This window comes from Rahnella sp. EDr1-12 (assembly GCF_049206505.1).
Taxonomy (GTDB): domain Bacteria; phylum Pseudomonadota; class Gammaproteobacteria; order Enterobacterales; family Enterobacteriaceae; genus Rahnella; species Rahnella rivi.
Genome location: NZ_JBLZNY010000001.1, coordinates 812,683 through 839,449 on the forward strand (window position 1 = coordinate 812,683; position 26,767 = coordinate 839,449).

A 26,767-nucleotide genomic window follows, 5' to 3' on the forward strand; every position below is an offset into this window, starting at 1 on the left:
TATCATGCAAGAAAACAATTTAAAGGGCTTGGTGCCTATGCGTAAGGTTGAGTATTTATTAATAGGGATAGTAGCTGTGTTTATAGCTATAATCCTCCCTACTTTTAATAAAGGGCATGATATGGATTTTGGTAGTACTTCAGATTTTGTAAGTGCATTGTCTAGCCTGTTGACATTAGGCTTGGCGATTATAGCCTATTCTAAATGGCAAGATAATAAGTATAGAGATGACTCATACGAAATACAAAAGACATTGATAGCAAAAAATTACATTCAACTTTTTAACCAACTAGATGAATTGAAATCAAAATTCGAAATTATAGATAATAAATTCTTAAGTATTGATAATTGCTACATACCATCGGTGATAGATAATCTTATTGAGGAACTAGAGAACATTAAATTAAATTTAACAAGCACAACTAATGACATAACTAATAATTTACGTATAATGGCAATATTCAATTGTTATCCTAACGAAATATTTAATAATGTTAACTCTAATTTGCTCATTAGAGTTGAAATGATTATGACTCATATATCAATTACAGTTTGTGATTTAAAAGGCTTGAGAAAAGATGAATTTGATTTCATGAGAAAAAGATCTTTTAAATCATTAAAATCCTCTCCAATGATAACTGCTAAAATATTCGAAGTTTTCAGCGAGGGGAAAAAATATATCTATAATTCAAATAAAACACTTCATGAACTTTTTATTGTTGGTTCTAAAAACCTTTGATAGAAAAAAGTACTTTCACCGCTTCGATCACTGTATCCAGGTGCTCGTTGATTAATGATTCATTAAAGTACTCATCATCTTCTAAGGTTAAGTACTTTTCTGGATCTGCTATTTTTCTTACTGTGCCATCGCGTAGTTCTAGTGTAAACCCATTGACACCATCTGTTTCTATCCTGATTGAATTGGTTACATAGAGATAGTAGTAAGTACCATCATCGTATGTTTGATATTCTATTCTTAACATTTCATAAACTCCATAGTGGGCTAGAATATCTAACCCTTCTATGTATTTATCTAAACCCATTAAGTACGTGCATTTACAAAATGATAAAAACCCCTTTGTAGGTCAGTTTGCTCTTTAAACCTTTTTAATTCTGCTTCGAAGTTATTGTTAGTTTTTGCATCCATGACAATGTAATCGTTAACATCACCAATTACTCGTAAGCCAAAGACGTCTTGATTTGTAATTACAAAAGAATTGTCAATGGCTTTAATTGTGTAACATTCGGGTTGCCATTTATACGAAATCCTTGGACTAGTTAGTATTATCTCAATGATATTACCATCTTCATCAGTATTAAAGATTTCTGCAAAATGAAACTCTGTATCATTTGCTTCAATTTTATAGTTACGTGTATTCATAATATTTCCTTTAATTGGTATATTTACCCACCAGCTTTTATAGTCTGGTGGGGATTTTTTCATCTCATAGCACATATATTAGCTATATAGTATAGGCAATAGAATACCTGAAATTAGAATGATCTAATTCTTGGATTTCAATTGTAATTGACTAAATCTGAAATGTTATTACTTAGTACAATAAAACTTGTTTTCAGTCGGACACATGTATTGAAACTCACCATTCGCATTCTTCATTTTGCTAACAGGTAAAAGTGAATGTATTCCATTACAATGTGGGCAGTGTGTTTTAGTTTCTTTATGAGTACTTATTTCAACTGTATAAGGTAAACCGGTAGTATTGCATATGTAAGTATACTCCCCCGGCCCAGCGATTTTATACGCGGAAACAAGATTTATAGTATGTTCTGTATTGCAATGTGGGCATGAAATATTCATTTTTTACTCCTAGTTATTAGTTAGATAAATGTCACGGCACATGCCGGACAAGGGATATGTTAAAGGCTGGAATGAACCCCGTCAATTTGACTTAAGTTAGATAGAGGAGTGAAAATTTGACGAATCTAATTCTGATTGATATTATATTATCTTAAGTTGAATTATTTGCCCCTGTGGGTGCGAAGCAGTAATATTGAATATTGACTTTCACGAAAAAAAATGTTAGATGGCCTATCATTAATTCCCATTTCATCAGGCAAACCTTTCGTTATATTTTCTTCTTTTCTATTGTTATTTTCAGAATAATATACTATTTAGAACTACACTACTCAGCACAAAACACCACTTAGTATTATAACCCTCTATTTTGTAAATGGTATTTATTCGAGTTTAACCATCATGGAATTCAACTATTAGGTCTTGGTTGCCGGTCAACCAGAGCTTCAATAGCCCGATAATTCTCAAAGTAACTCGTGGAGGACTGCGTGACGGTGTCTCGCTGGCGACTTCCGAATACTTGCCAAATCCCTTTGAAGTAGTTGCTATTGGGTAAGTACTTATTTGCTTTCGCTTCTTCAGTAGTCGAAAGACCAAAAAACGGGCGTTCTTTGACTTCCCGTAAGGGACTGGCAAAAACGCAAGTATGATCTTATTGTTGGTTTTACAGAGACTGACGACCGAAGGGAGTTAGGCTCTATGAGACTGAAAATATGTAAGTCTCGTATACATAAAAGTAATGGGTATGGGTTATATTATATAAGTTCTCGTTTTGAAATGAACCGCATGAACCGTGCATAAAATACCTATACCATGCACTAAAATAGCATAAAATACCTGATTTATGCATATTTTATGCACTTTCTGGTTATCAAAATATTCAAAACGAGAACCAAACGCCCCAGACAAGAACCAATCGTTCTCGTTTTTACAACATCATTTTTTTTATTTCTTCAATAATATCTTCCATTGCCATACCTTCATCCATCAAGTGTGCAATCTGATACTGTTGTTCTTCATTCATATAGTGCTTCCCTTCCTCGGCTTCCTTGAATAGCTTTATACCCTGCGTGTGAGCGTCTACAAGTGATGTAGCGACTTTCTTCACTACTGTAACGTACTTACGTATAGTTGCGTCCTGTGGTAGTTCTTCCGCCCTGTGTGTAGCGTAGTAGCGTTGTAGCCAGTACTTCACGCCGTCGAAATTTAGAGTAGCTGCGTTATACACGACATAGTACACCTTTGCCGCAGAGTAATTTTTATTACTACTCTTCATTGCTTCACTAATCGTATCGGTGATTAGTCTTTTTGCTTCGATCGTTAGATCTTTCTTATAGTTACTAAAGCCACCTTGAATGGCTTTAAATTCGTCATTACTTGCTTTCATATAATAATTTCCTTTCTTAAAAACGGGTTGTGAAATCCTCATAACACTACCCATAGTTCCTTAGTTCTTCTTAGTGAAGTTAGTTGTATTAGATTTGGTAATTTCTCGTATTTTCTTTCTTAGCTCTGATGGTAAATCACAGAACCACTTAGTATAACTTTTGCCTAACATAATTTTACAGTAAACCATTTTTTCAGAATATCTATTGAATTGAACGTTTGCCCAATCCCTGATACCCTTCAAAGAGTGTTTACCTGTGGCATATTCATTGATCAAAAGCATATATTCATGATTGGTTAGTAGTGGTGCTTTAGTACCTTTATGTACTCTATTATTATTGTTTTGTGATTGCGTAGCCCACATTAAGTTATCACGGTGGTTATCAGTCTTAATCCTATTGCGATGTTCAACCGTTAAATCTGGATGTGATTTAACACCGTGAAAAGTAGTGCATACTACTTCGTGAACATTTCTTGATTTACCTCCCATAGAAAAGTACTTATATCCTGTTTCTACATTCACTGGTGTACTAATGTATCTTTCATACTTCTTATTATAAATATCACCGAATTCAGAAACGTAATATTCTTCTGTACCAGTCCATAACCATTTTTTATTATCTAACATAGAAAATCCTTTTTTTGTAATTTACTATCAATCCGTGATAGTAGTTTTTAAATCATTGCCTTGTTAATTATTTCTTGTATTGCCGCACTTTTACTTTTCACCTCCCCATCATCTACTTTCTTCTGTAAGAATTTATCTTGTGCTTCGGTAAGTCTTATTCCTACCGATATAGTTTTTTTATCTTTCATTTTAGATCCTTTTGTTAAACAAATTCCCATAAATTTCGACCAAATAAAAACGCCATATCGCAGACGTTTTTCAAAAGGAGGATTTTGGAAATTATTTTTTCTATTATATCGTATAAACTGCATTTCGCCCCAAGATTATAGCAAAAAATCTTGACACGTTTCATTTTTCTTCTATTTTATTTATTATCTCCAGAGAATACCGTTAAGATATTAAATATGAATTCTGCAACTACTGAAAGAAATAACACTACCAAGAAACATATAAACACATACGGAAGTAAACCAAGTATTAGTACTATCCACCCTATAAGTAATACTATTGTCGTTACTATCCAACCTATCATAAGAACCTCCCTGTTCATCTATGATAGTATTTAGTAATTATCTTTAGAAATGGGGATTAATCATTTTCACTAATTCGATTTCATAATCAGTAAGTTTTGTAGGTACTGAATCTGACTTACCTTCATACGCTTAGTAGTACTGACTTCTTAAAGAGATAGATATAAACCTCAATAAAAATTTTTCAATCAATCCATTCAATCTGATCTTCATTTAGTTGGTATACAAATCCCTCTGGCTCTCTTCCTACCATCATCACGTTTATGTAGGTGAGTAGATCATCAATTTTTTTGTTTCTACTTGCATTTAATACCCATGCATCTCCATCTGACTCTACTTTGAACACGGTTTCACCATCTTCTCTAACTTGATAGATACGTTCATTTTCTTTTTCGGTTATAGTTATCTCACTAATCAAGCTACCACTATTATTCATAACAAGTACGTGTTTTAGAACATCAGTGTAGTAGTGAATATTTATAAGGTAGAGTACTTTTTCATCACCCCGTCTTTGCACTTGAATTTGTTTTATTATTTTTTTTAATTCTATATTAGCTTTCTGCCTCAACTCACAGTTCTCTTGATTCACTATTGATTCAATATCATAATCTACTTTTTCATAACTGGTAAGATTGTGTCCAGCAATCTTAGATGCTAATTCATCACGTTCTGCATTTAGTTTTTTTAGTACTCGAGCTAATTGCAACACAACAATATCATCAGCACCTTCCAATTCTGATTGATATTCCTGTATTGAATGATTATGTGATGCTAATTTATTATGTAGTTCTCCAATAACACTTACATCATTTCCTGAATTATAAATTCTCGATAGATCTAATTTATTAATATGATTCAGTAATATCCTCTCAACAACAGGATACCTTATTAATCCATTCTTGCAACCATTCTGGCTACGCTCCCCAATACATCGAAGATACAGAATACCCTTCCCTGTAGAATGAACAATCATCCCTGATCCACAAAGTGCACATTTCGTTATACCGTTAAAAATACTTCTCTGATGTTGGGTGGTCTTCTGACTTTTATTAGAACTGCCAATCATGCTTTGAACGCGGTTGAACAATTCTAATTCAATAACTGCGGGGTAATATTTTACTTTATCAATATATCCAATCAAACGACGATTACGGAACATATGATAGATGCTCATAGTGTTCCATTTTCGATCGTTGATCAGCTGATTACTATCATTCATAAACCGCACAACAGAAGCAGCACTATAACCTTCCGCAAAACGTTTAAAGGCTACTTTCATTGTCGCTACCATTGATTCATCTATTTCATATTGTTCATCCCTAATAGATAACCAGTTAGGGCAATTATTTTTCAATGCCTTCCCTGTTTCAAGGGCGTTTCTTTTCATCTTTTCCCAATTACGTGTCGTCAATCGGGCTTTACGTTTACTCTCTTGATGTGACCTTTCAATTGAAACAGCAAGCTTAGAAAGTGTTCCATCAAGTTTTGTACTGAATACTTGCCCGCTTTCAACCTCAAGCACGTCAATACCACGTTTGATCAAAGCATTAAAATGTTCGATAGCCTCGTAGTCAGGTAATCTGGAAAACCTATCAACGTTCTCGATTAGTAAAATCCCTTCGGTAATTTCACCTTTAACTACCTTTTCTTTGAAACGTCCGAGTTCCCCCTTAGTGAAGTTGTGTCCCTTATATGCTGACTTCCCTAAATCACTTTCAAGCAATTCGTAGTCATTTGGATCAAGCTCATAACCCAAGCCAGCGGGCAGGGACGCTTCAGAAAGAAAATCCATTACAGTGTTAATCTGACGCTCAATCCCATAACCCGCTTGCTGCTGCAAGCTACTGATACGAGTGTATAAATAAGACTTAATTTTTTTTATCGCCATTTTTTTTACCCTCGACAAACTTGGTCTATCCTTCACTAATCATACAAAATGATCACAGGAGAAAGTATGTCATTATACGCAACGCTTGAAGAAGCTATTGATGCCGCCCGCGAAGAATTTCTCGAAGCCGCGCAGGACAGGATCCAGGGCGATGAAGAGCCACTTCCCGATCAGTTCAATTTGCAGAAATACATCATGCAGGATGGCGACATCATGTGGCAGGCAGAATTTCTCAGCGCCGAAGGGGAATCCATTGATGCGCTGACCTTCCGCAGCGGTGCAGCTGCACAGGCCATTTTCGATGAGGATTACGACGTCATCGAACTAGAAGAAGAGTGGCTGGAAGAGGCGACGCTGTACGAATGGGATGAAGGGGAATTCCAGCACGAACCGCAAACCGACACCGAAGAAGGTGCGGCAGCAGCAGAAGAGTGGGATGACGAAGACGATTATCCGGGCCGTGACATCGACTGACGTTTAATTGTAAGGCCCGTGGCGGGCGTCAACTGGCAGCATGAAGGTGTCGACAATCATCGACAGCGGAACGTCGATCACAGTGACATAACGCCACGGACTGTCCCGAAGGTCCCATTGCACGCCAGGATAATACTGATTGCCATGCCCCTGCCCCGGCACCGTGCGGCTGATGATACTGCCACATCCCGAGAGCGTGACGGCCAGCAAAGCCAGAACAGACCCGCGAAAAACACCCCGATTAATCACTCACACAACCTGTCAAATTGAATCAAATGAAGCACTCCGTTGAGCGCTGAATAGCGCTGTCAGCTTAGCATGCGCGTTAAGACCGGCCATGTTAAGACAAAGTAAAATTTTATACGCTGCGGGTTAAAGAGTCACTGAACTTCACACCATAAAAAAACGGACAGTATGCAAATGACATACTGTCCGTTTATCTTTACTGCCCCTTTACGTCAACTCAGGCCGGTTTAACTTCCAGCGTTTGAGTTTCAGGGAAGGCCTGCGCATTACGCGGCAACTTACTGTAATACTCGCCCCACGCTTGCTGATCAGGTTGCGTCCAGACCGCAGAGTGTAAACGCGCCATCAGCACCGGATCGCTCAGAAGAATGAGGCGATCGGCTTTGCCCAAATCTTTCGGCCCGGTTTTCAGCGCCTGCTCAAGATGAGCGCGACGTCCGTTTTCAACCGCATCGCGCAGCAGGTGGCGTGATGTGGCCATAGCGGAGGCCAGTGCGTTGAATGCCGGATCAAACACTGCGTGCATAAAGCCGTTTTGCAGTTTACGTTCACGGTTCAGCTTGAGGTATTCCTCGGTGGCGACCAGTTCGCGCGGAGGATCGTATTCTTCCGGGATCAGGAACAGTTTGGCTCGCTTACTCTTAATCCCAAGCGTTGCACGGCTCGACAAGACTGAGACGATTGGCGACAAGATCAGAGAGAAGACGATTGGCGCCAGCCACCACAGGAAACGCAAGTCCAGCCAGGCCATACCGGCCGCCCAGACAGCACCCAGCAACAGCTGAGATCCGTGACGTTTGAAGGCTTCGCCCCACGGCGTGTCATCATCGTCACGCTGCGGTGAATTCCAGACCACTTCCCAGCCCAGGAACGCACTGACCACGAAGACGGTGTGGAACAGCATACGCACAGGGGCCAGAAGAACCGAGAACAGCATTTCCAGCAGCATGGACATCAGCAGGCGGAAACCGCCACCAAACTGTTTCGCACCCTTCGCCCAGATCAGGACGATACTCAGCAGTTTTGGCAGGAACAGCAGCACCATGGTGGTCGAGAACAAGGCGATTGCCAGTTCAGGACGCCATTGCGGCCACACCGGGAACAGCTGGCGAGGTTGCAGGAAGTACTGCGGTTCCATCAGCGTATGCACCACCTGCAAGGCGGTAGACAAGGCCAGGAACGTAAACCACAACGGTGCGGAAAGATACGACATGACACCGGTCAGGAACACCGCACGGTGAACCGGGTGCATCCCTTTCACCAGGAACAGGCGGAAGTTCATCAGGTTACCATGGCACCAGCGGCGGTCGCGTTTCAGCTCATCCAGCAGGTTTGGCGGTAACTCTTCATAACTGCCCGGCAGATCGTAGGCGATCCAGACACCCCAGCCCGCACGACGCATCAGTGCCGCTTCCACAAAGTCATGCGACATGATGGAGCCCGCAAATGAACCTTCACCCGGCAACGGTGCCAGCGCACAGTGCTCGATGAAAGGTTTCACGCGGATAATGGCGTTGTGCCCCCAGTAGTGGGATTCACCCAGCTGCCAGAAGTGCAGACCCGCGGTAAACAGCGGGCCGTAGACGCGGGTAGCGAACTGCTGACAACGCGCATACAACGTATCCATTCCGGACGCTTTTGGCGAAGACTGGATGATACCGGCATTCGGGTTAGCATCCATCAGACGAGCCAGACCGGTCAGACATTCGCCACTCATCACGCTGTCGGCATCGAGGATCACCATATAGGCATATTCCCCGCCCCAGCGGCGGCACCAGTCATCAATGTTTCCGCTTTTGCGTTTCACACGGCGACGGCGGCGGCGATAGAAGATACGGCCATGGCCGTCTACGTCGCGGCAGACTTCCATCCAGGCTTTCTGTTCAGCCACGCAGATATCCGGGTCATAGCTGTCGCTCAGGACATAGATATCAAACTGATCCAAATCACCGGTCGCTTTCACGGATTCGTACGTTGCACGAAGGCCCGCGAATACGCGCTCCACGTCTTCGTTACAAATCGGCATGATAAGCGCGGTACGGTTATTCGGGTTCAGCGGCTCGTCGCCTTTGGTGGACGCCGTGATGCTGTATTTATCACGGCCAATGAGCAGTTGTAAAAAGCCCATCAGTGCGGTCCAGAAACCGGCCGATACCCAACAGAACAAAATGGCAAACAGCACCAGAATACCGGTCTGCAACACATAAGGCAGCAATTGCAGCACAGACTGTTGCCAGTCCTGATTCAACATATCTGCGGGGTCGATCAGCGCCCAGCCCTGATAAGGCAGGATGGTTTTCATGTACCAGGTAGCGATCGCCGTTTGCACCAGCATCAGAGCCAGCAAGATATAACGGCGAACGGAACCGGCATGACGCCAGCGTTTTTCGGATTCAGGCATTTCGGAGGCGCGGTGACGGGAAGCCGCGCTGCGCCCCATCAGATTGTCCCAGAAACGGCCTACCGGGTTGGTGCGCCAGACATCAGGGAACATGCTGGAACGCTTAACCGGTGGCATAGCGCTGGCGATGGTGCGGCCTTCGTTATCCACTTCATCCAGCGAGCCCTTTTCCAGAGCGTAAGGCCAGCTGCCGCCTACGCGCGCTTTCACCGAGGCCAGAGGCGCATCGATGTCAGCCGCAGCGGCAACCGCTGAAGCCGTATCATCGGCGCCTAAGCGCCGGTGCACGGTGGCAAAAGCTTCCCCTTCAGCAGCCGGAAGCTGCTGGAGGAGCGCCGCTTTCTGTTCTTCAGTAAGCGGCAAAGCTTCTACGTAATCATGTGTAGAGTGCGTTGACTTATTCATTTGCAGGCAGCTGATAGCTCCAGGTTTCACTCAGTGTTTTATCGCCATTGGCCAGAGAAGCGCGCATTTCGATCGCTTTCTTCGGATCTTTCACTTTCAGGCGCAGCGTCAGACGCCAGCCTTTGGTTACCGGATTATAGCGGACAGTGTTTTCAACCAGATCGCCGTTGTCGCCTACGCTGACCTGAGACGCCACCGGCGTATCACTTTTCAGGGCTTTGAGGTTTGGACCGACAAAATCAACCAGGAAGGCAACGCTGCCATCTGGTTCACGGATCAGATTTGACTGCTTAACATCACCGGTTGAGCGCATGGTACGTTCGACCCACGCCAGATCGGGTGCATGCAATTTGTCTTCTTCAATAGTGAAGTGCAGACGGTAGTCCATGTTCAGCGGTTTACCCGCATCAGGTAACTGATCCGGCGTCCAGAAGGCGACGATGTTGTCATTGGTTTCATCGGCGGTAGGAATTTCTACCAGCTCAACTTTCCCTTTACCCCAGTCGCCTTTGGTTTCAACCCAACCGCTCGGACGCAGATCGTAACGGTCGTCCAAATCTTCAAAGTTAGAGAAGCTGCGGCCGCGTTGCAACAAGCCGAACCCTTTCGGGTTTTCCATGGAGAACTGGCTGACGGCCAGATGTTTTGGATTGTTCAGCGGACGCCAGATCCACTCACCGTTACCGGCGTGGATGGACAGACCGTTGGAATCATGCAGCGCCGGACGATAGTTCATCACCGGAGACGGCTGATTTGCACCGAACAGGAACATGCTGGTCAGGGGAGCGACGCCTAGTTTGCCCACTTTATCGCGCAGATAAACTTTAGACTGCACGTCTACGGTCGCTTCTTTACCTGGATACACATCCATGCGGTAAGCACCGGTCGCACGCGGCGAATCCAGCAAGGCATAAATGACTAAATGCTTTTCATCAGGATTAGGACGTTCGATCCAGAATTCACGGAAACGCGGGAACTCTTCGCCCGATGCCAGTGCGGTATCGATAGCCAGACCACGGGCAGACAAGCCATACACCTGGCCTTTACCGATGACGCGGAAGTAGCTGGCACCCAGCACACTCATTATTTCATCATCTTTGTCTGCTTTATTGATCGGATAAAGCACTTTGAAACCGGCAAAGCCGAGGTTTTTCACTGAGTCAGCGTCATGTTTGACGTTGCCAAAGTTGAAGTAGTCCGGGCTGTACTTAATTTCTTTGACTGCGTTAGCCGTCACTTCATTGATTTTCACCGGAGTGTCGAAGTACATCCCCTGGTGGTAGAACTCAAGCTTGAAAGGCGTGTTCTGGTCTTTCCAGTACGCTTTGTCATGATTGAATTGAATTTGTTGGTAGTCTGCGAATTTGAGATCGCGGAACTGGGACGGTAAATTGCTTTTAGGCGCTTCGTAGCCTTTATCGGCTAATGCTTTCGCTTGTTTTGCAACATCGTCAATAGAAAAAGCCCAGGCAGATGAGGTGAACATGGCCATCAACACTGCGGCACTTAGCAAACGGACTTTGATCATACGTGACCCTATGGAAAAATTTTTATCCGACACCTTGTCTCCTTTAAGCGCGCTTAAGGCAATTGCTGTCACTGTTTCATGAGAAGTGTCAGGTTTCCGACAACCTGAGCTGTCGATGGTTCATTCATTGAAGAACCGTTTAAGCGCAACAGGGTACAAGGATATCAATTCGTTGAAACACAGGCTATGGAAACTTGTCCTATAAGAAAGCCTGATTGAGGTTCGGAGTAATACTATTGTCAGTCACGTTCATTTCTGGTTACCTGAGAAAATAAACCTAAAGACAAATTACGCTCTAAAATTAGGATGAGCTGCATACAACGGATACGTGATGAAACCACAAAAACCACAACGTGAGTTCTTTTTAGACTCCATCCGCGCATATTTGATGCTGCTGGGTATTCCGTTCCATATATCATTGATTTACTCCAGTCATATCTGGGCGGTAAACAGTGCAATACCCTCGCATGGCCTGACGATCTTCAATGACGTGATCCACGCCTTCCGCATGCAGGTGTTCTTCGTTATCTCAGGCTACTTCTCTTATATGCTCTACGAGCGGTATGACTCGCACCAGTGGCTTAAGGTGCGTCTTGAACGGGTTGCCATCCCGCTGGCTGCCGCATTCCCGTTGATTACTCTGCCGCAACTCTATTTCCTGATGAAGTACACCAGCAAATTTTCCGACTGGAGCACAATGGGGCTCTATCAGAAAATTAACATCACCGTCTGGGAATTAGTGTCCCATTTATGGTTCCTGTTAACCTTGGTTATTCTCACCAGCATTTGTTTTTACCTGTTTAAATTCATAAAAGAAATTAAGACTAATCGCATTCAATTAATTAAAAGCCGAACAAACAGTTTAGGAAAGCTCTCAATCTTATTTTTATTTATCGGCTTAATTTATGCGACCTTTAACCGTGCATTGTATCTTTTCGCGCCGGATTTACTTTCCAACGGTGCCTTTAACTTTATCGTGATGCAGACGTTGTTTTATCTGCCATTTTTCATTATTGGCGCTTTTGCTTATAAGTTCTCATGGTTAAAGGAACTGTTCATCAAGCCATCGGCTACCGCCGGGGTAGTGAGCCTCCTGCTGTTTGCGGTTTACATGTTCAATCAGCACGTGAACACCCCGCAGCTGTACTCGATGGAGATTGACGCCATTGTCACCACCTTGCTGGGTATCCTGATGGTGAACGTGGTGTTCTCCTTCAGCCACTATCTGCTGAACTTCCAGGCACCGTGGATCACTTACCTGGTGAACTCCTCTTTGTTCATCTACCTGATTCACCACCCGTTAACGCTGATTTATGGTGCGTTTATTACTCCAAAAATTCACAGCGACTGGATGGGATTCTGGCTGGGTCTGGTGTTCGTGTTCGGTATCGCCTTTGTGCTTTATGAGGTGCATAAACGTATTCCGCTCCTGCGTTTCCTGTTCTCAGGCAAACCGCAGCATGTGGCTAAAAAGAATGAAACCGGCCCTACCCCGCCGCAAAATCAGGCTTCATGATCGTTTTATAATGCCGGACGGAAGATCAACAAAGGCGGCCCCGCACTCACGCAGGGCCGCCTTTTTTATTCAGTTCGGATGACCGGCGACTGAATTATCGTTCAGCGGTAATGATCGTCGGAATCACTGACATGCCCACTTTAAGACGATTCGCATCGGGCTGATTGGGTTCCAGCACAATTTTTACTGCCAGACGTTGCACCACCTTGGTGTAATTCCCGGTGGCATTGTCCGGGGATATGGGAGAAAAGGTCACACCGGTCGCCGGAGAAATACTGTCCACTTTTCCCTTCAGCACCAGGCCCGGCAGTGCATCAACTTTTATGTCTGCAGCCTGACCGGCTCTGACATCCCCTAACTGTGTCTCAAGATAATTCGCCACAATATAGGCCTCGTGAAGCGGAACGACGGCCAGAACGCGGGAGCCCGCACTGACATAACCGCCGATGCGCAGGGAACGCTGCCCGACAATACCGTCAACCGGTGCTGTGATTTCTGTGTACGAGAGATTCAATTTCGCCTGGGCCAGCGCCGTTGCGGCTGAATCGATTGCCGCCTGAGCTTCCGCCTGTCCGGCTTTAAGCACGTCAATTTGTTTTATCGCCGCCTGCGCCGCCGCCATATCACTTTGCTGAGCGGCCAGTTTTGATCGCAAATTCGCATCTGATTCATCCCGCGCGTCGGCGGTGCCTGAACCATTTTGCAGCAGGCGTTTATAGCGGTCAGCACTCTGGCGCGCATAGGCAATCCCGGCGCTGTCGGCGTTCACCTGCGCCTGTGCCTGCAAAATAGTTTGCTCTTGTTTTGCTAACTGGGCAGTCAGGCTGAGCATTTTGGCATTCGCCGTTTCAAGGCTGGCGGCCGCCGTCAGCACCGCATTCCGATAATCCCGGTCATCAATGCGCGCCATCACTTCCCCGGCTTTCACCGCCTGATTATCCCGCACATACACCTGAGTGATGGTGCCGGAAATCCTTGGCGCGACCAGCGTGGAGTCCGCAGAAACAAAGGCATCATCCGTGCCAGGGTTGCTCTCACCGGTCAATATCCAGAAGGCCATCCCAGCCAGCAATATCACGACGAGGGCGGCGACCAGCCAGCTCAGGCGAACGGGTAATTTTTTTATCATGATTCTTTTCTCTCATTTTTTCTTATAAAGAAATGCACATATTTTGGTAATGACGGGGTCAGGTCACTGATGGTTCAGGAACGATTCACCAGCGACTGCGGCGGATAGGTACGCTTTGGCAAAATGGCCGCCAGCAGGATCAACAACAGCGCCAGCCCGATGATCACCAGATAGGTGTCTGCCAGCCCCAGCACCAGCGCCTGCTTTTTCACCAGCCTGGAAAACTGGGTGATCACTTCGGTCGAGATCGCCGTTCCGTCGCCGTTGAGCGGTGCAAGGAAACTGCTTTCGCCGCCGTAAGGCTGTGAAAGCAGATAGCTCACGCTACCGGCGTGGTTAAGCAATACGTTGGAATGAAACTGTTCCCGGTGGCTGACAAAAACGCCCAACATCGCACCGCCCATCACGCTGCCCAGACCGCGCGTGGTGTTGAACATCGCCGAAGCAAAAGGTCCTTCCTGCGGCTGAACGACACTGGTCGCACTCATCAGAATCGGCAAAACGGCCATCGGCTGGCCTAACGCCTGCATCATCTGAATCAGATAGAAATTATCCCGCGCCCAGGCGCTGGTCATGTACGTGCCCAGATAGCAGGAAACACCGATCAGCCCCAGCCCGCAGGCCAGCACCCAGCGGCTGTCCACGCGGCGGATGGTGAGTACAAACGCCACCAGCGGCGCAAGTAAGAGTTGCGGCAGCCCGATGGTCAGCGCCAGCGGCCCCACCTGGACGGCGCGGAATCCGCCGACCTGTTCCATGTAACTGGACGGCAGCGCAGAGCCCGATAAAAACAGGAACATCAGCGCAAACAACGTGATCAACCCGTGGGCCAGATTGTGGCGTTTGAGCATTTGTAATTTGAAGAGAGGCAGCGGATGGTGCCATTCATTGACCAGAAAAATTGTCAGCAGTGCCAGCGCGGCAAAAAACATCAGCGTGATCAGCGGAGAGTTGAACCAGTCCAGACGCTCTCCCTGTTGCAATGACAGCACCAGAAGGGAAATGCCGCTGCACCCTGTCAGCATGCCCACCTTATCCATCTGTTTAAAACGCTCGAAGCGCAGAGGATCCTGTGGAATGCCATAACCGACCATGATGATTGCCAGAAGACAAGGCGGGATGACCTGCCAGAAAACCCATTCCCAGCCCACATAGTCTGTCCAGAGGGCAGCTAAAGAAGTGGCCATATTTGGACCAAATGTCGCCGTCAGGGCATAGGCGCTCAGCCCGTATAACTTGTAATGAGGCGGCATAAAGCGCAGAGCAGCCGTCATCAGCAACGGCGGCAACGCCCCGCCGAATATGCCCTGCACGGTGCGCAAGGCAATGAATACCGGCAAATCAGGCGCGAAAGGCAGTAATGCGGCCAGCAGCAAAAAACCGAAGGTGACAAACAGCGTAAATCGACGCAGCGAAAAGGTCATGGCAAACCAGGGGGCAAGCATCATCGCCGCCACTTCGGCAGCCTGATAAACACCAATCAGCCAGGAACCTTGATCGCTGCTGATACTCAACGCGCCACGTACATCGGCCAGCGCGATATCAGTGACACGATCGTTAAGGCCCGAGCACAGCGAGGCAATTAATACGCCGAGTAATCCGATCACCAGCCTCAGAGTAAAGGCCGGCGGAACGGGCTGCGCGGCACTGCCGGGGGCAGATGCGGGTGTGTCCGATGGGTTCATCATTTCGCTCATTAACATCGACGCATAATCATTGATACGCCGACCGTGGAAAGGCAGGTGTGGGGCAACACAGAGGGGAATGCGATCGCTATCACTTTAATTTCGATGCATTGCACCACAATGCGGTACATGCTTAAATACTATAATACGGTGCACTGTATTGCAATGTGATTAAAATTGTTTTCAGACCGCCCAGCCATTACATTGGCAGTACAGCTTTGGTAAGGATCACCCCACGGTGACAAAGGAGAATTGATGGCACAGGACATAGCAGGAGATGAAGAACGCAGCGGCGGGATCCAGGTGATTTCACGCGCGGCAACCATTCTTAATGCGCTGGGGAAACATCCACACGGGATGAGCCTTGGCGCGATCGCGAATGATGTCGATTTGCCCCGCTCCACCGTTCAACGCATCGTCGCTGCACTCGCCGAGGAAGGGCTGGTGCGATCCGAAGGCAGCGGCGGCGTCAGGCTCGGGCCAACACTGCTTAAGCTGGTGTCGACGGTGCATACCGATGTCATCGCCATTGCCTCACCGTTTCTTCGTCAGCTCAGCGAAATGACCGATGAAACCGTCTCACTGGGGCGCGCCAGTGGCCGCCAGATAGCCAACATTCACAGCATTGTCGCTGAGCGGGAATTACGCGTGGTGCCAAGAGTGGGTCTGAATCTGCCTATTTACAGTACCTCCGGCGGACGGGCACTTTTGTCACTCAAAACAGATGAAGAGATCCGCGCGCTGGTCGGGGATGTGCTGGAACCGGCCACCGAACATACCGTGCGCACTCTCGATTCTCTGCTGGAAAAAATTGCAGACGTGCGTGAAAGCGGGATCTCAATGGAAAACGGCGAAACCGTAGACGGCGTTTCGACGCTGGCTGTGGCCATCGACACCATCTTGGGTCGCTACTCAGTTTCGGTGCTTTTTCCAACCCCGCGCCGTGAGGCAAAAGAAGCACAAATCCGCGAAGCCCTGCTTGATTGCAAAAACGCATTGATTGGCGAAATTGGTAAGTTGAGCCAAAACAACTAAACCCAGGAGTGACCGTGTTTGATGTTATTTTGCTGGCCGTAGATGGCTCTAAACAATCCGCCGTTGTCGTCGATCTTGCCCGTCAGCTGGCAAGCAGCCATCAGGCAACGGTATATGTCACCTGCTGTATCGATGAATCCTATGCACTTGAAGATAATGGTGATGTTCCCGGTGAAATCATCGATTATCCTCCCGCAGAAGAAGAACAAAATACTGCACGCGCTGTGGTGGGTAATGCGCTGAAAACGCTGCAGCTGGCAGGGGTCAAGGCTAAAGGGAATCTGATTATCGGTGACGCAGGGGAAGCGCTGGTCTGCGAAGCCAAAAGAATTCATGCATCGGTGATCGTCATCGGTCACCGTCAGCTCTCGGCATTCGGTCGTATGATGAAAGGCTCCGTCAGCGCTGACGTTATCGCCCATGCGCCCTGCCCTGTTTTGGTCGAAGTTCGCGGAAATTAATCCCCGGCGATAAAATGCAAAAAGCGCCGCTCTGGCGCTTTTTTTATCTCTGAGCAATCCGCCTGTTAACTATTCATCAGGCCCATGGACATCGCCCAGTCATTAATGTTGTTGCGATAGAAAAACATGATATCGCTGTCCAGAGGATTCTGTTTTGACGGTGTCACCATGCCGAGGCAAGGATATTCCTGCGGGCGGGAGTCAAAAAGAAAATCTTCCATCTCTTCTTCGGTCAGAAGGGTATCACCGTAGATATTATCCTGGCGGAAATAGGCTTCAAGCATCCAGGAACGGTATTCAAAATCATTTTTAATCAAGTGCATAAGAGGAGCTCACAGTAAAATAAGTCTGACGCACCTGATGAAAAGCTTCCTTAAAATACTGAATATGAGATCAGGCACGCGTTGCGTTCGGGCCATCCATTGCTGATTTCACATAACAGAAAATTAACATATTAATTGCAGTTAGCAAGCTGCAATCCGTCCTAAATGCCTGTTTACGGGCTTCATTGATTAATTATTTTAAAATGGACGTCATTTCCATAAATCTTATTAATGTATTTTTGTATTCACATATTTTTAATCAATTAATTACCAAAGTAACAATCGATTTTTGACGTGATAAAAACGTAAAAGGAACAGAACTGACGTTAGGGATGCATTTGCATCACCACCGCCAACCCTGTTCCCAAAATTTGTTTAATTCTGTGTGGTCTGTTCTGTCGCTCTTGCTTTACCAGCGACCGGGAGGTGGCCCTTCACGCCAGTGTCCCGGTGGCCCATCGCGCCAGTGCCCAGGAGGGCCGTCACGCCAGTAACCGGGTGGCGGACCTTCATGCCAGTGTTCATGGTGCCAGTAGCGTGGCGGCGGTGGCGGAGCGGGTTCGTAATACACCCAGTGTCCACGCCCCTCATCACGATAATGTTCATCCCACCAGCCCGGCGGACGCCAGTCTCCGCCATCCCAATAATATCCGCGCGGGTCGCGGTCACCAATATGCAGTGACAGCCCCGGCATGTTCACCCCCAGCTCGACGTTTGCGTGCGCGAGAGCCGGCAAAGTCAGCAAAACGGCGAGAACAAGAATCAGTTTTTTCATTATAAACCTCACGACCTGCTTATCAGGTGGTGACAAATTACCTCCCGCTATCTTCCTGTTCTATAGGAATTTATCCCAAAAAAAATGTCCTTTCGCTATCCTTACATTTGCGTCAAAAAGGGCTGAGGGAGATGACTGCGCAACGCTATGTCAGTAAAGGAGATTCGGTGAAAAAAACGTGAACGCCCATAAATGTCAGACACAAAAAAACCGCCGAAGCGGTTTCTTGTTTTACTGTACTTCGGGGCAAAATTTAGATTTTGCAGCCTTCACAGTCACTTTCATCCTGAACAGCCTCAGGCACTGCTGCTGCTTTCTCAGCCGCTTTTTCTTCCGCGGACACCAGTGCAGCATCAATGTCAAAATCAAAAATATCGTCGCTCATGTTCATCACCTTAAATGTTCAAATCGCCCTTATTATAAACGACACTGGCATACATCTGACGCCTTTTTTGTGCCCTGATGACGCTTTTATTGCCCCCGCTCAGAGCACAAAAAATCACCAGAGTTTGCAAAAGTGGTTCACGGAAACCATAGTTATAATGATTATTCTGGTGTTCCTAAGACACTATTTGCGAACTCTTACGAGGAGAACCTGATGACAACGTCAAACATCAAAGCCTGGGCCAACACCCGTGAAACCTCTCACGAAATCGCCGAAGCTATTTTTGAGCTTGCCAAGAATGATGAAACGCTGGCGCAGAAAATTTGGGAAGAAGGGAACGATGAAGTGTTACCGATCGCCTTCGCCAAAACGAAGGAAGACCATCTGTTCTGGGGTGAAGAAAAGATCGACAGGAAAAATGTCTGAGGGCTAACGACTGTCGGAGCATGATTGGGCCCTGAGCCATGCTCAGGGCTGGCAGGAAATTTAGGTCGGAGTTAGCTGTCGAATCCAAAACCCATCTGATGCGCCCACTCAAAAATCTGCTCTTTGTAGACAAACCGCGGTTCGCACACGCCCGGCTCTCCCGGTGTCTGGATCATCACCGCGACACAAGGGTATGACAGCGGCCTGGCATCGAAAATAAAATCATCGACTTCCTGATCGGCAAACTCAGAGGTTTCACTTACCGCGCTCGCCTGGAAAATTTCATCCATTATCCACTTACGGTATTCCACTTCGTTGTTGATAAACTTCATCATTCACCTCAGCTTTTGCTCTCTCTGTATTCTCAACCGTGAAGCTCGTCGCCACCACAGCACGGACAGACTTCTGCACGGGAAACCGACATTTCTGCGAATCCGTCGCACTCCCACTCCACGCGTAACGGTTTCCCGCTGTCATCATCAGCCTTGATATAGCGATTATAGTGGAGAGCTTGCCCGGTCATGGTTTCAGTCAGCAGCAAATGTTCGCCAGCATAAATGCGTGCGACAGCCTGCGCATCCTGTTTTTCACCCGAAACGATTTTGTGAAGATGATGAATAGTCAGTTTAATTCGTTCCACGGCAGCTCCGGTAACGGCTCAACATACAGTGTGTTTCGTCCTGTGCATCGACGATTCATACAAAAAATGTATATCCAGCCGCTATTTTATCAGAGCTGACGGGGTGACGTCATGGGCGGAAGCCATGTGAATGGGGGCAATTAGTGCGCTAGCTGAACGCTGTTCAGTGTTGAGGGCTGCTGATGCTCGAGGCGCGCCAGATCATATACATCGTAAAAATCGACAAAACCTTTGTTTTTCACGATCGACTCAATGCGGTTTTTAACTCCGGCACTCACGCTCTCAGCGCTGAGAATTTGCCGTACTGCATCTTCAGATAATTCGCGGCTGAAATACCACTCCCCGTTGTAGCAGACACGCAAATCCAGCACACCGATATCTTCATAGCGGTAGACCGGTTTGATTTCCAGCAGCAACATAGCGGACATGAAAACCAGAAAAGCTGTGAATCCGATAAACCAGCCGATACCCATATAAGGTGAAACATACATCACAATACCGACGGCAATATACCCCACCAGCATCGCGAGACACAGCCAGGGATGCTTCACAAAAAACTCAACGTTGACGCGCGCCCTGCCGTCACGACCTTCCTGACGGTTGATACGGTCAATTTCACTATTTAATACATTTTTGATCACGTCCATTTCATAACCTCGTTGCAGTCACGACTATAATGCAATCTGATAATGTTATTTTATCATGACAACTGTTATAGCGCGTAGAGCAGTTACCGGCCTCAAAACGGGAAACTGTTATAGCTGGCATTTGCGTCACTGATATTTTCATCATGGAATTCTCTCTGTTCATGTCAGATAAAAGGAGAACATCGTGGCACTATTAATCGTAGAAAGACCGGCTAAAAAACTGGTGAGTTACCGGGTGGTCGGGCCATACAAGGAGTCAATCCACAGCGGTTTTCAGCAGCTGACGAAATGGGTCGCACGACACCATCAGCCACACACAGAATGGCTGACATGGTTTCACGATAACCCCGATACCACGCCAGCCGAGGCATTGCGGGCGGATCCTTCCGTGTGTGTGGCTGATAATTTCATACTGGATGACGCTGACGGGCTGGCACTGCAAACCTTACCCGGTGGCACCTATGCGGCCTATCACACCACCATCACGGACGGTAATTTTGAACACGCCTGGCGGGAATTTTATAGTCAGTTGTTGGCCAGCAATCATTACCGGCCGGATGGCAAAGCCTGTTTTGAACATTACCTGAGTGATGGCACTAAAACCGGCATCTGGGAAGTGGTGTTTTATCAGTCGGTCGAGAAGATCCCGGCCATTCGCTGAAAGGTTCAGACATTGAGTGTGATGTCTGCCTGCTGGCAAAAATCAAGGTAAGCCTGCGGCGGTCTGGCATCGCTGACCAGAGTATTGAAACGGGCTAAAGGTGCGATCGCCGCCGGTCGCACCTGATCAAACTTACTGCTGTCGGCGACTAAAATACTCTGCGCAGATCGCTCCATCGCCTGATGTTTCATCAGCAGTTCATCAAAATTAAAACAGGTCACCCCGTGTTCGATGCTCACACCGGCGGCTGAGATAAACGCCTTCGTTGGCCGGATAAAATCGAGCTCACTGCTGCGACCAATTGGCGTAAAAATACTGTTGCTGGATTTAAACGCGCCGCCGCATAAAATCACATCGCAGTGAGGTTTTTCCTGCAGCGCCAGAAAAGTATTCAGCGAATAACAGATCGCGGTAAATACCCTCGCCTCGGGGATACTCTCGATGACATACGGCATGGTGGTTCCGCAGTCGAAAAATACCGTGTCATTATCGAGTATCAAGCTGGCTGCGTTTTCGGCCAGGCGACGCTTTTCCGCCACCTGGCGCATTTTCTGTTCACTGATAAAATAATGCGTCGCCGGGTTATTTTTCGGATCCATCACGATATAACCGCCGAGCAGGATAACCGGCGCAGGGTCGCTGCTCAAATCACGCCGGATAGTCATTTCGGAAACATTGAGCAGTAAAGACGCTTCTTTCAGGTGAATTTTGTCGGTCTTTTTTAGTGCCAGCAACAGACGCTGGATCCTGTCTTCACGCTTATTTTCCATGATGTTATCTCAGCTTTCCGGTTCGCAGCACGCCACTATACCTTCGCAGCCATCTGGCCGCAAACCGGTGCGTTGCGTGAATCAAAGGGATAATAATGAACAATAAATTACCCATGCACACTTTGAGGTTTTTCCCATTTCTTCAAATGGTTGAACGCTCCCTACACCTTGTCGCGGCTGAAATCCACTGATAATTTATTTATCGTTAAGTAACTGCCGCCTTTTTGTGCTAGACTACTGGCCGCTCTAAGTAAAACCGGAGGTTTTATGAGTTCTACCGTTGTAAACGCTCAAGACGAGTGTCCGTTGTGTCAAAACACGAATAAGACGTCGGTGAATATGTCGGCGAAAATTGTTACTGTGACCTGCACATCATGTGGCCGTTACAGTATCTTCCGCAAAACCATGGAAGAGATTTCGATAGACCGGAAGAAACGCGTCGCGCTTCAGGCGTTTTTCACCAGCCAACCGAACTACCACCTGCCTTTATCTATCCGGGCACTGAGTAATACAGAAGCACCGGGTGAATTTTAGCCCTAAAAAACGCCCTTCGGGGCTGTTTTAATCTGCATTTCCTACATCTCACACAAACGATCAGCGCAAACCTCACCGGATACTCACGGAGGGAATGATTTCGTCTCAGGGCTGATAAGATGTCGTGTTGCTGTAAAAACATAAAGGCCACTCTTAGAAGTGGCCTTTATTATATTTAAACATATCGGTATCAGACGCGTGTTTCTCACGACGCCTGACTGAATTTCAGACATAAAAAAACCACCCGAAGGTGGCTATAACGACATTACTACTTTATTGCTTTTGATTATTCAGCTAATTTTCCATGGTACCCGGGACGAGACTTGAACTCGTACAGCCTAAGGCCGAGGGATTTTAAATCCCTTGTGTCTACCGATTCCACCACCCGGGCTCCGGGAAAATTGGAGGCGCGTTCCGGAGTCGAACCGGACTAGGCGGATTTGCAATCCGCTACATAACCGCTTTGTTAACGCGCCTTAAATCTTACTACTTGTCTTGCACTTAAACCAATTACGAGGATCAGTTTAATAAAATTTGGAGCGGGAAACGAGACTCGAACTCGCGACCCCGACCTTGGCAAGGTCGTGCTCTACCAACTGAGCTATTCCCGCTTTAATCAGAACGTACTGATTTTTTTAACTATCTTCCGGCTCATTGCTGTCTGCCTTCCGATGCGTTGCATTCTACTGACCTGAGAGAATGAGTCAATAAAATTATCTGCATCCTTCGCTCGTTTGACGTTTTTTACGTCAGTTTGATCAGGGTTCCAGCAAATCGTGACGTGCAGCGTTCAAATACTGGAACATTGACCAGAATGTCAGCACCGCCGCGATATAAAGTGCGACCACACCGACACCCACAACGATGTTGTCCGGACGCCACAACAAGGCTACCAGCGATAGCATTTGCGCTGTCGTCTTCACTTTGCCAATCCAGGAAACCGCCACACTGCTTCGCTTACCAATTTCAGCCATCCACTCGCGCAGCGCCGAAATGATAATTTCACGGGCAATCATGGTGGCAGCCGGTAACGTTATCCACCAGGAATGGAAATACTCCGCCACCAGCACCAGCGCAATCGCCACCATCACCTTATCGGCAACCGGGTCGAGGAACGCACCGAACCGTGTGGTTTGTTTCAGGCGGCGCGCCAGATAGCCGTCAAGCCAGTCTGTCATGGCAGCAAAAACAAAAATGAGCGCGCAGGCCATCGGTGCCCATGGATATGGCAGATAGAAGGCGAGCACGAAGAAAGGTATCAGCGCAACGCGGAACAGGGTGAGGCACGTCGGTATATTAAATTGCATAGCGAAGGTAACTGTTTGTCCAGTTTAGATATTATGAGTATGTTGCTACAACGGCTTTAGTGTTTCAACGCATTATGAATCTTTTCTGCTAATGCGGTAGAAATACCGGGTACCTGTGCAATTTCCTCGACGCTGGCATTCAGTAATGGCTGGATGCCTCCCATATACTTCAATAATACCTGACGTCGTTTCGGCCCGACGCCTTCAATCTCTTCAAGTGCGCTGGTAGTCCGCACCTTGGCACGTCGCTGACGGTGCCCGGTAATGGCATGATTATGAGAATCGTCACGGATATGCTGAATAACGTGTAAGGCTGGCGAATCTGACGGTAAGGCAATCCCCTCACCTTCAGGCACAAAGAATAACGTTTCCAGACCTGCTTTACGATCGGCACCTTTCGCAATACCAATCAGTAAAGGTTTTGATTTATCCCACGTCACATCCAGCGAATGAAACACATCCAGCGCCATTCCTAACTGCCCTTTCCCGCCGTCGATAAAAATTACGTCGGGAATTTTTTTCTCATCCAGCGATTTACTGTAGCGGCGGGTCAGCACCTGACTCATCGCGGCATAATCATCGCCCGGCGTAATACCGGTAATGTTGTAACGACGGTATTCAGAGCGAACCGGGCCGTTGTTATCAAATACCACGCAGGAAGCGACCGTTTGTTCGCCCATAGTATGGCTGATATCGAAGCATTCCATGCGGTTAATTTCCGCAAGATTAAGGGTTTTCGCCAGTTCAGCCATACGCTGATGGATTGTTGACTGCTGTGCCAGCTTGGTGGTCAGCGCCGTGGAGGCGTTAGTGCGCGCCAGTTTCAGATAACGGGCGCGGTCACCGCGCGGTTTACTCTGAATCAGGACTTTACGACCCGCTATCTGGCTCAGGGATTCAGCCAGTAACTCTTTCTCTGGCAGACTGAAATCCAGCAGGATTTCGCCGGGCAGCGTTCGCATCTGGCTGCCCTGGAGATAAAACTGACCGACGAAGGTTTGCACCACTTCGCCCAGGTCGGTGCCACCGGGGACTTTCGGATAGTAGCTGCGGCTGCCCAGAACTTTACCCTGACGGATAAACAGAACGTGAAGACAGGCCATGCCGGATTCGAACGCCACACCGATAACATCAAGATCTTCGCTGTTGCCCGAAACGAACTGACGCTCAGTCACCCGGCGCACTGCCTGAATCTGATCGCGGATACGCCCCGCATCCTCGAAGCGTAAATCTTGACTGGCTTCTTCCATGCGATTAACCAGTTGCGTAACAACCTGCTGATCTTTCCCCTCGAGGAACAGACGCACGTAATCAACCTGGTCTTTATAATCCTGATCGCTGACCAAACCTTTCACGCAAGGCCCGAGACACCGACCAATCTGATATTGCAGACAAGGGCGTGAACGGTTGCTGTAAACGCTGTTTTCGCACTGACGGATCGGAAAAAGTTTCTGTAACAGCGCCAGCGTTTCACGCACCGCATAGGAGTTGGGGAACGGCCCAAAATACTCGCCTTTTGCGTGCTTGGCACCGCGATGCACGGTAATGCGTGGATGGTTATCGGCGCTGAGAAAAATCAGCGGATAGGATTTGTCATCACGCAACAGTACGTTATAGCGCGGCTGATACAGCTTGATGTAGTTGTGTTCGAGGAGAAGCGCCTCGGTTTCCGTATGGGTCACGGTGACATCGATTTGCGCAATATTTTTGACCAGAGTTTCCGTTTTACGGCTGGAAACCTGAACACGAAAATAGCTGGAAAGACGCTTTTTAAGGTCTTTAGCTTTACCTACATAGATTACGGTGCCGCTGGCGTCATACATCCTGTAGACGCCCGGTTGGCTGGTGACCGTTTTCAGAAAGGCTTTAGGGTCGAAACGCTCATCATTCACTGCCTGATAAAGTCTCCGTATTGAACAAACCGTGTCGAATAGCCAGATGGGTCAACTCAACATCGCCGCTGATATTTAATTTACTAAACATCCGATAACGATAACTGTTAACTGTCTTAGGACTCAAGTTAAGTTGTTCTGAAATTTCATTCACTTTTTGCCCTTTGGTAATCATCAGCATGATTTGTAACTCACGCTCTGATAACGAATCGAAAGGCGTTTCAGACTGCGGTTCAATCTGACTGAGTGCCATTTGTTGCGCGATATCAGACGCAATGTAGCGCTGACCCGAGTCAACCAGGCGGATAGCATTGACCACTTCCTGTGGTGCTGCACCTTTACTCAGATAACCGGAAGCCCCCGCCTGCATCACTTTTGCGGGCAACGGGTTTTCAGTGTAAATCGTTAACATGATGATCTTGATATCCGGCGAGAAACGGACGATTTTCTTCGTCGCTTCCAGCCCGCCAATACCCGGCATGTTCATATCCATCAGGACAATATCAACGTCATTGGTACGGCACCATTTCACGGCGTCTTCGCCGCATTGTGCTTCCCCGACAACTTTGATGCCTTTGATATCTTCGAGAATGCGTCGGATCCCTGCGCGCACCAATTCGTGGTCATCAACAAGAAGAACGCTAATCAAAGAGAATTCTCCAAAAAATAAGGGCGACACACCATCAGGTTCTTCCGCTGGCCTTTACACAATAAGAGGCATTAAACATTAATATGTACAGACAGCGTAGAGAAGAGAAGGTGGCAATAAGAAGCCAACATCAACTCAGTTACCCCACTAGCGCACAGCGATAGTGTTTTTAAATCAGGCATTCAGGTTATTTATTATAGCCCGCGCATTTTACTCTATCTCGCCGGCTTCACCAACAAATGTCTGCAAAAAACTAGTTTGCTGAATGTAAATGAGAACTGCCATCACCTGTATTAATGATACAGAAAAAAAGCATTTTGAATCAAACAATAAGGTCTGTATCAAGCTACATCTTTTTTCCTGTAAAAAATAATGTATTCACCATTCCTTGGGTTCAAATAACGTGTTTTAAAGAAAGGTGATTAAATCAGCAAAGCATCAATTTCATATATCTATGATATACCCAATGATTATTTGCAATAGCACGAAATGTCGCGGTTTTTATAAGAATAAACTTAGCTTTTTACATGCGAAACGTCCTGTTCCAAATATGTTTAGTATTCTGTACTGACTTCCGGGAAATGGATTTATCTCACGTTATTCGTTTCGCTAAATGTTGCATCGCCCCCT

29 protein-coding genes and 3 tRNA genes are annotated in these 26,767 nt (G+C 46.8%); 8 read left to right on the forward strand and 24 right to left on the reverse strand.

Features of this window, described 5'->3' with window-relative positions:
• Nucleotides 1-4: 4 nt before the first annotated feature.
• Entirely contained in the window at nt 5-739 is a 735-nt protein-coding gene (locus ACO0U8_RS03780; protein WP_421670327.1) for a hypothetical protein, read from the forward strand.
• Here ACO0U8_RS03780 and ACO0U8_RS03785 read toward each other — a convergent pair.
• The 6 genes from ACO0U8_RS03785 to ACO0U8_RS03810 form a co-directional block, all read right to left on the reverse strand.
• Nucleotides 726-1,043 carry a hypothetical protein gene (locus ACO0U8_RS03785; protein WP_421670328.1) on the reverse strand — a complete coding sequence of 106 codons (318 nt, stop codon included), beginning with the start codon at nt 1,041-1,043 and terminating at the stop codon, nt 726-728. The two genes, ACO0U8_RS03780 and ACO0U8_RS03785, sit on opposite strands and share 14 nt — an antisense overlap.
• Nucleotides 1,043-1,381, reverse strand: coding sequence for a hypothetical protein (locus tag ACO0U8_RS03790; protein WP_421670329.1), 339 nt, complete (start codon nt 1,379-1,381; stop codon nt 1,043-1,045). The genes ACO0U8_RS03785 and ACO0U8_RS03790 overlap by 1 nt, the downstream gene beginning before the upstream one ends.
• 1,363 nt (nt 1,382-2,744) lie before the next feature.
• The gene (locus tag ACO0U8_RS03795; protein ID WP_421670330.1) at nt 2,745-3,203 is read right to left on the reverse strand and encodes a hypothetical protein; all 459 of its coding nucleotides are present in this window, start codon (nt 3,201-3,203) and stop codon (nt 2,745-2,747) included.
• Between the two features lie 60 nt (nt 3,204-3,263).
• Nucleotides 3,264-3,830: an HNH endonuclease gene (locus ACO0U8_RS03800; RefSeq protein ID WP_421670331.1), complete on the reverse strand. Its 567-nt coding sequence runs from the start codon at nt 3,828-3,830 to the stop codon at nt 3,264-3,266.
• A gap of 47 nt (nt 3,831-3,877) precedes the next feature.
• Nucleotides 3,878-4,018: a hypothetical protein gene (locus ACO0U8_RS03805; protein WP_421670332.1), complete on the reverse strand. Its 141-nt coding sequence runs from the start codon at nt 4,016-4,018 to the stop codon at nt 3,878-3,880.
• Nucleotides 4,019-4,544: 526 nt separating this feature from the next.
• Nucleotides 4,545-6,248: a recombinase zinc beta ribbon domain-containing protein gene (locus ACO0U8_RS03810; RefSeq protein ID WP_421670333.1), complete on the reverse strand. Its 1,704-nt coding sequence runs from the start codon at nt 6,246-6,248 to the stop codon at nt 4,545-4,547.
• A gap of 66 nt (nt 6,249-6,314) precedes the next feature.
• Between ACO0U8_RS03810 and ACO0U8_RS03815 the strand changes: the two genes are divergently transcribed.
• Nucleotides 6,315-6,722, forward strand: coding sequence for a MysB family protein (locus tag ACO0U8_RS03815; protein WP_421670334.1), 408 nt, complete (start codon nt 6,315-6,317; stop codon nt 6,720-6,722).
• Nucleotides 6,723-6,725: 3 nt separating this feature from the next.
• Here the strand turns inward: ACO0U8_RS03815 and ACO0U8_RS03820 are convergent, their stop codons facing one another.
• The 3 genes from ACO0U8_RS03820 to ACO0U8_RS03830 form a co-directional block, all read right to left on the reverse strand.
• Nucleotides 6,726-6,971 (reverse strand): YceK/YidQ family lipoprotein, encoded by a 246-nt coding sequence (locus ACO0U8_RS03820; protein ID WP_056778675.1) that lies wholly within the window; start codon nt 6,969-6,971, stop codon nt 6,726-6,728.
• 214 nt (nt 6,972-7,185) lie between these two features.
• A complete protein-coding gene (gene mdoH / locus ACO0U8_RS03825) occupies nt 7,186-9,774 on the reverse strand; it encodes a glucans biosynthesis glucosyltransferase MdoH (RefSeq protein WP_136376638.1) in 2,589 nt (862 codons plus the stop codon).
• Complete coding sequence (locus tag ACO0U8_RS03830; protein WP_056779164.1) at nt 9,767-11,302, reverse strand: glucan biosynthesis protein G; 1,536 nt, start codon at nt 11,300-11,302, stop codon at nt 9,767-9,769. The genes mdoH and ACO0U8_RS03830 overlap by 8 nt, the downstream gene beginning before the upstream one ends.
• A gap of 331 nt (nt 11,303-11,633) precedes the next feature.
• Between ACO0U8_RS03830 and mdoC the strand changes: the two genes are divergently transcribed.
• Nucleotides 11,634-12,818, forward strand: coding sequence for a glucans biosynthesis protein MdoC (mdoC, locus tag ACO0U8_RS03835; protein WP_056778670.1), 1,185 nt, complete (start codon nt 11,634-11,636; stop codon nt 12,816-12,818).
• 94 nt (nt 12,819-12,912) lie between these two features.
• Here the strand turns inward: mdoC and ACO0U8_RS03840 are convergent, their stop codons facing one another.
• A complete protein-coding gene (locus tag ACO0U8_RS03840; RefSeq protein ID WP_421670335.1) occupies nt 12,913-13,947 on the reverse strand; it encodes an HlyD family secretion protein in 1,035 nt (344 codons plus the stop codon).
• 74 nt (nt 13,948-14,021) lie between these two features.
• Nucleotides 14,022-15,635: an MFS transporter gene (locus ACO0U8_RS03845; RefSeq protein WP_421670336.1), complete on the reverse strand. Its 1,614-nt coding sequence runs from the start codon at nt 15,633-15,635 to the stop codon at nt 14,022-14,024.
• A gap of 252 nt (nt 15,636-15,887) precedes the next feature.
• Between ACO0U8_RS03845 and ACO0U8_RS03850 the strand changes: the two genes are divergently transcribed.
• Together ACO0U8_RS03850 and ACO0U8_RS03855 are read left to right on the forward strand one after the other, a co-directional pair.
• A complete protein-coding gene (locus ACO0U8_RS03850) occupies nt 15,888-16,667 on the forward strand; it encodes an IclR family transcriptional regulator (protein ID WP_122095758.1) in 780 nt (259 codons plus the stop codon).
• A gap of 14 nt (nt 16,668-16,681) precedes the next feature.
• Nucleotides 16,682-17,128, forward strand: coding sequence for a universal stress protein (locus ACO0U8_RS03855; RefSeq protein ID WP_421670337.1), 447 nt, complete (start codon nt 16,682-16,684; stop codon nt 17,126-17,128).
• A 65-nt stretch (nt 17,129-17,193) separates the two neighbouring features.
• Here the strand turns inward: ACO0U8_RS03855 and ACO0U8_RS03860 are convergent, their stop codons facing one another.
• The 3 genes from ACO0U8_RS03860 to ACO0U8_RS03870 all read right to left on the reverse strand — a co-directional run bounded on the left by ACO0U8_RS03860 (nt 17,194) and on the right by ACO0U8_RS03870 (nt 18,611).
• On the reverse strand, nt 17,194-17,451 hold the full coding sequence (locus tag ACO0U8_RS03860; protein WP_056778659.1) for a hypothetical protein: 258 nt from the start codon (nt 17,449-17,451) through the stop codon (nt 17,194-17,196).
• 409 nt (nt 17,452-17,860) lie between these two features.
• The gene (locus tag ACO0U8_RS03865; RefSeq protein WP_056778656.1) at nt 17,861-18,226 is read right to left on the reverse strand and encodes a DUF2502 domain-containing protein; all 366 of its coding nucleotides are present in this window, start codon (nt 18,224-18,226) and stop codon (nt 17,861-17,863) included.
• A 253-nt stretch (nt 18,227-18,479) separates the two neighbouring features.
• Entirely contained in the window at nt 18,480-18,611 is a 132-nt protein-coding gene (locus tag ACO0U8_RS03870; protein ID WP_256370271.1) for a hypothetical protein, read from the reverse strand.
• Nucleotides 18,612-18,824: 213 nt separating this feature from the next.
• Between ACO0U8_RS03870 and ACO0U8_RS03875 the strand changes: the two genes are divergently transcribed.
• Entirely contained in the window at nt 18,825-19,037 is a 213-nt protein-coding gene (locus ACO0U8_RS03875) for a YccJ family protein (protein ID WP_056778653.1), read from the forward strand.
• Between the two features lie 71 nt (nt 19,038-19,108).
• Here the strand turns inward: ACO0U8_RS03875 and ACO0U8_RS03880 are convergent, their stop codons facing one another.
• The 3 genes from ACO0U8_RS03880 to ACO0U8_RS03890 all read right to left on the reverse strand — a co-directional run bounded on the left by ACO0U8_RS03880 (nt 19,109) and on the right by ACO0U8_RS03890 (nt 20,324).
• Nucleotides 19,109-19,372 (reverse strand): hypothetical protein, encoded by a 264-nt coding sequence (locus ACO0U8_RS03880; protein ID WP_235533458.1) that lies wholly within the window; start codon nt 19,370-19,372, stop codon nt 19,109-19,111.
• Nucleotides 19,373-19,401: 29 nt separating this feature from the next.
• Nucleotides 19,402-19,677, reverse strand: a complete 276-nt coding sequence (locus ACO0U8_RS03885) for a hypothetical protein (protein WP_056778646.1) — start codon at nt 19,675-19,677, stop codon at nt 19,402-19,404.
• 140 nt (nt 19,678-19,817) lie between these two features.
• The gene (locus ACO0U8_RS03890; protein ID WP_056778642.1) at nt 19,818-20,324 is read right to left on the reverse strand and encodes a YlaC family protein; all 507 of its coding nucleotides are present in this window, start codon (nt 20,322-20,324) and stop codon (nt 19,818-19,820) included.
• Nucleotides 20,325-20,508: 184 nt separating this feature from the next.
• Here ACO0U8_RS03890 and ACO0U8_RS03895 point away from each other — a divergent pair, with 184 nt between their 5' ends.
• Entirely contained in the window at nt 20,509-20,985 is a 477-nt protein-coding gene (locus ACO0U8_RS03895) for a GyrI-like domain-containing protein (RefSeq protein WP_056778638.1), read from the forward strand.
• Nucleotides 20,986-20,990: 5 nt separating this feature from the next.
• On the opposite strand, the gene deoR is transcribed toward ACO0U8_RS03895, so the two are convergent.
• On the reverse strand, nt 20,991-21,755 hold the full coding sequence (gene deoR / locus ACO0U8_RS03900; protein WP_122095762.1) for a DNA-binding transcriptional repressor DeoR: 765 nt from the start codon (nt 21,753-21,755) through the stop codon (nt 20,991-20,993).
• A 267-nt stretch (nt 21,756-22,022) separates the two neighbouring features.
• Between deoR and ACO0U8_RS03905 the strand changes: the two genes are divergently transcribed.
• Complete coding sequence (locus ACO0U8_RS03905; RefSeq protein WP_056778632.1) at nt 22,023-22,289, forward strand: hypothetical protein; 267 nt, start codon at nt 22,023-22,025, stop codon at nt 22,287-22,289.
• Nucleotides 22,290-22,594: 305 nt separating this feature from the next.
• Here ACO0U8_RS03905 and ACO0U8_RS03910 read toward each other — a convergent pair.
• The 6 genes from ACO0U8_RS03910 to uvrY form a co-directional block, all read right to left on the reverse strand.
• Nucleotides 22,595-22,680, reverse strand: a tRNA-Leu gene (locus tag ACO0U8_RS03910).
• A gap of 11 nt (nt 22,681-22,691) precedes the next feature.
• Nucleotides 22,692-22,765: transfer RNA gene (locus ACO0U8_RS03915), tRNA-Cys, on the reverse strand.
• Between the two features lie 59 nt (nt 22,766-22,824).
• A tRNA-Gly gene (locus tag ACO0U8_RS03920) sits at nt 22,825-22,900 on the reverse strand.
• Between the two features lie 147 nt (nt 22,901-23,047).
• A complete protein-coding gene (gene pgsA, locus ACO0U8_RS03925) occupies nt 23,048-23,596 on the reverse strand; it encodes a CDP-diacylglycerol--glycerol-3-phosphate 3-phosphatidyltransferase (protein WP_056778604.1) in 549 nt (182 codons plus the stop codon).
• A 56-nt stretch (nt 23,597-23,652) separates the two neighbouring features.
• On the reverse strand, nt 23,653-25,488 hold the full coding sequence (gene uvrC, locus ACO0U8_RS03930; RefSeq protein WP_072158130.1) for an excinuclease ABC subunit UvrC: 1,836 nt from the start codon (nt 25,486-25,488) through the stop codon (nt 23,653-23,655).
• Nucleotides 25,481-26,137 carry a UvrY/SirA/GacA family response regulator transcription factor gene (uvrY, locus tag ACO0U8_RS03935; RefSeq protein WP_013576296.1) on the reverse strand — a complete coding sequence of 219 codons (657 nt, stop codon included), beginning with the start codon at nt 26,135-26,137 and terminating at the stop codon, nt 25,481-25,483. The genes uvrC and uvrY overlap by 8 nt, the downstream gene beginning before the upstream one ends.
• Nucleotides 26,138-26,767: the final 630 nt, after the last annotated feature.

Coding starts and splice junctions, on each gene's coding strand:
- ACO0U8_RS03880 (WP_235533458.1), bottom strand. CDS start 19,372: ATGATGAAGTTTATCAACAACGAAGTGGAATACCGTAAGTGGATAATG.
- ACO0U8_RS03780 (WP_421670327.1), top strand. CDS start 5: ATGCAAGAAAACAATTTAAAGGGCTTGGTGCCTATGCGTAAGGTTGAG.
- ACO0U8_RS03905 (WP_056778632.1), top strand. CDS start 22,023: ATGAGTTCTACCGTTGTAAACGCTCAAGACGAGTGTCCGTTGTGTCAA.
- ACO0U8_RS03850 (WP_122095758.1), top strand. CDS start 15,888: ATGGCACAGGACATAGCAGGAGATGAAGAACGCAGCGGCGGGATCCAG.
- ACO0U8_RS03785 (WP_421670328.1), bottom strand. CDS start 1,043: ATGGGTTTAGATAAATACATAGAAGGGTTAGATATTCTAGCCCACTAT.
- ACO0U8_RS03890 (WP_056778642.1), bottom strand. CDS start 20,324: ATGGACGTGATCAAAAATGTATTAAATAGTGAAATTGACCGTATCAAC.
- deoR (WP_122095762.1), bottom strand. CDS start 21,755: ATGGAAAATAAGCGTGAAGACAGGATCCAGCGTCTGTTGCTGGCACTA.
- ACO0U8_RS03860 (WP_056778659.1), bottom strand. CDS start 17,451: ATGCACTTGATTAAAAATGATTTTGAATACCGTTCCTGGATGCTTGAA.
- ACO0U8_RS03870 (WP_256370271.1), bottom strand. CDS start 18,611: ATGAGCGACGATATTTTTGATTTTGACATTGATGCTGCACTGGTGTCC.
- ACO0U8_RS03830 (WP_056779164.1), bottom strand. CDS start 11,302: ATGATCAAAGTCCGTTTGCTAAGTGCCGCAGTGTTGATGGCCATGTTC.
- mdoC (WP_056778670.1), top strand. CDS start 11,634: ATGAAACCACAAAAACCACAACGTGAGTTCTTTTTAGACTCCATCCGC.
- ACO0U8_RS03815 (WP_421670334.1), top strand. CDS start 6,315: ATGTCATTATACGCAACGCTTGAAGAAGCTATTGATGCCGCCCGCGAA.
- ACO0U8_RS03840 (WP_421670335.1), bottom strand. CDS start 13,947: ATGATAAAAAAATTACCCGTTCGCCTGAGCTGGCTGGTCGCCGCCCTC.
- ACO0U8_RS03790 (WP_421670329.1), bottom strand. CDS start 1,381: ATGAATACACGTAACTATAAAATTGAAGCAAATGATACAGAGTTTCAT.
- ACO0U8_RS03795 (WP_421670330.1), bottom strand. CDS start 3,203: ATGAAAGCAAGTAATGACGAATTTAAAGCCATTCAAGGTGGCTTTAGT.
- ACO0U8_RS03805 (WP_421670332.1), bottom strand. CDS start 4,018: ATGAAAGATAAAAAAACTATATCGGTAGGAATAAGACTTACCGAAGCA.
- mdoH (WP_136376638.1), bottom strand. CDS start 9,774: ATGAATAAGTCAACGCACTCTACACATGATTACGTAGAAGCTTTGCCG.
- ACO0U8_RS03865 (WP_056778656.1), bottom strand. CDS start 18,226: ATGAAAAAACTGATTCTTGTTCTCGCCGTTTTGCTGACTTTGCCGGCT.
- ACO0U8_RS03800 (WP_421670331.1), bottom strand. CDS start 3,830: ATGTTAGATAATAAAAAATGGTTATGGACTGGTACAGAAGAATATTAC.
- pgsA (WP_056778604.1), bottom strand. CDS start 23,596: ATGCAATTTAATATACCGACGTGCCTCACCCTGTTCCGCGTTGCGCTG.
- ACO0U8_RS03845 (WP_421670336.1), bottom strand. CDS start 15,635: ATGATGAACCCATCGGACACACCCGCATCTGCCCCCGGCAGTGCCGCG.
- ACO0U8_RS03875 (WP_056778653.1), top strand. CDS start 18,825: ATGACAACGTCAAACATCAAAGCCTGGGCCAACACCCGTGAAACCTCT.
- ACO0U8_RS03810 (WP_421670333.1), bottom strand. CDS start 6,248: ATGGCGATAAAAAAAATTAAGTCTTATTTATACACTCGTATCAGTAGC.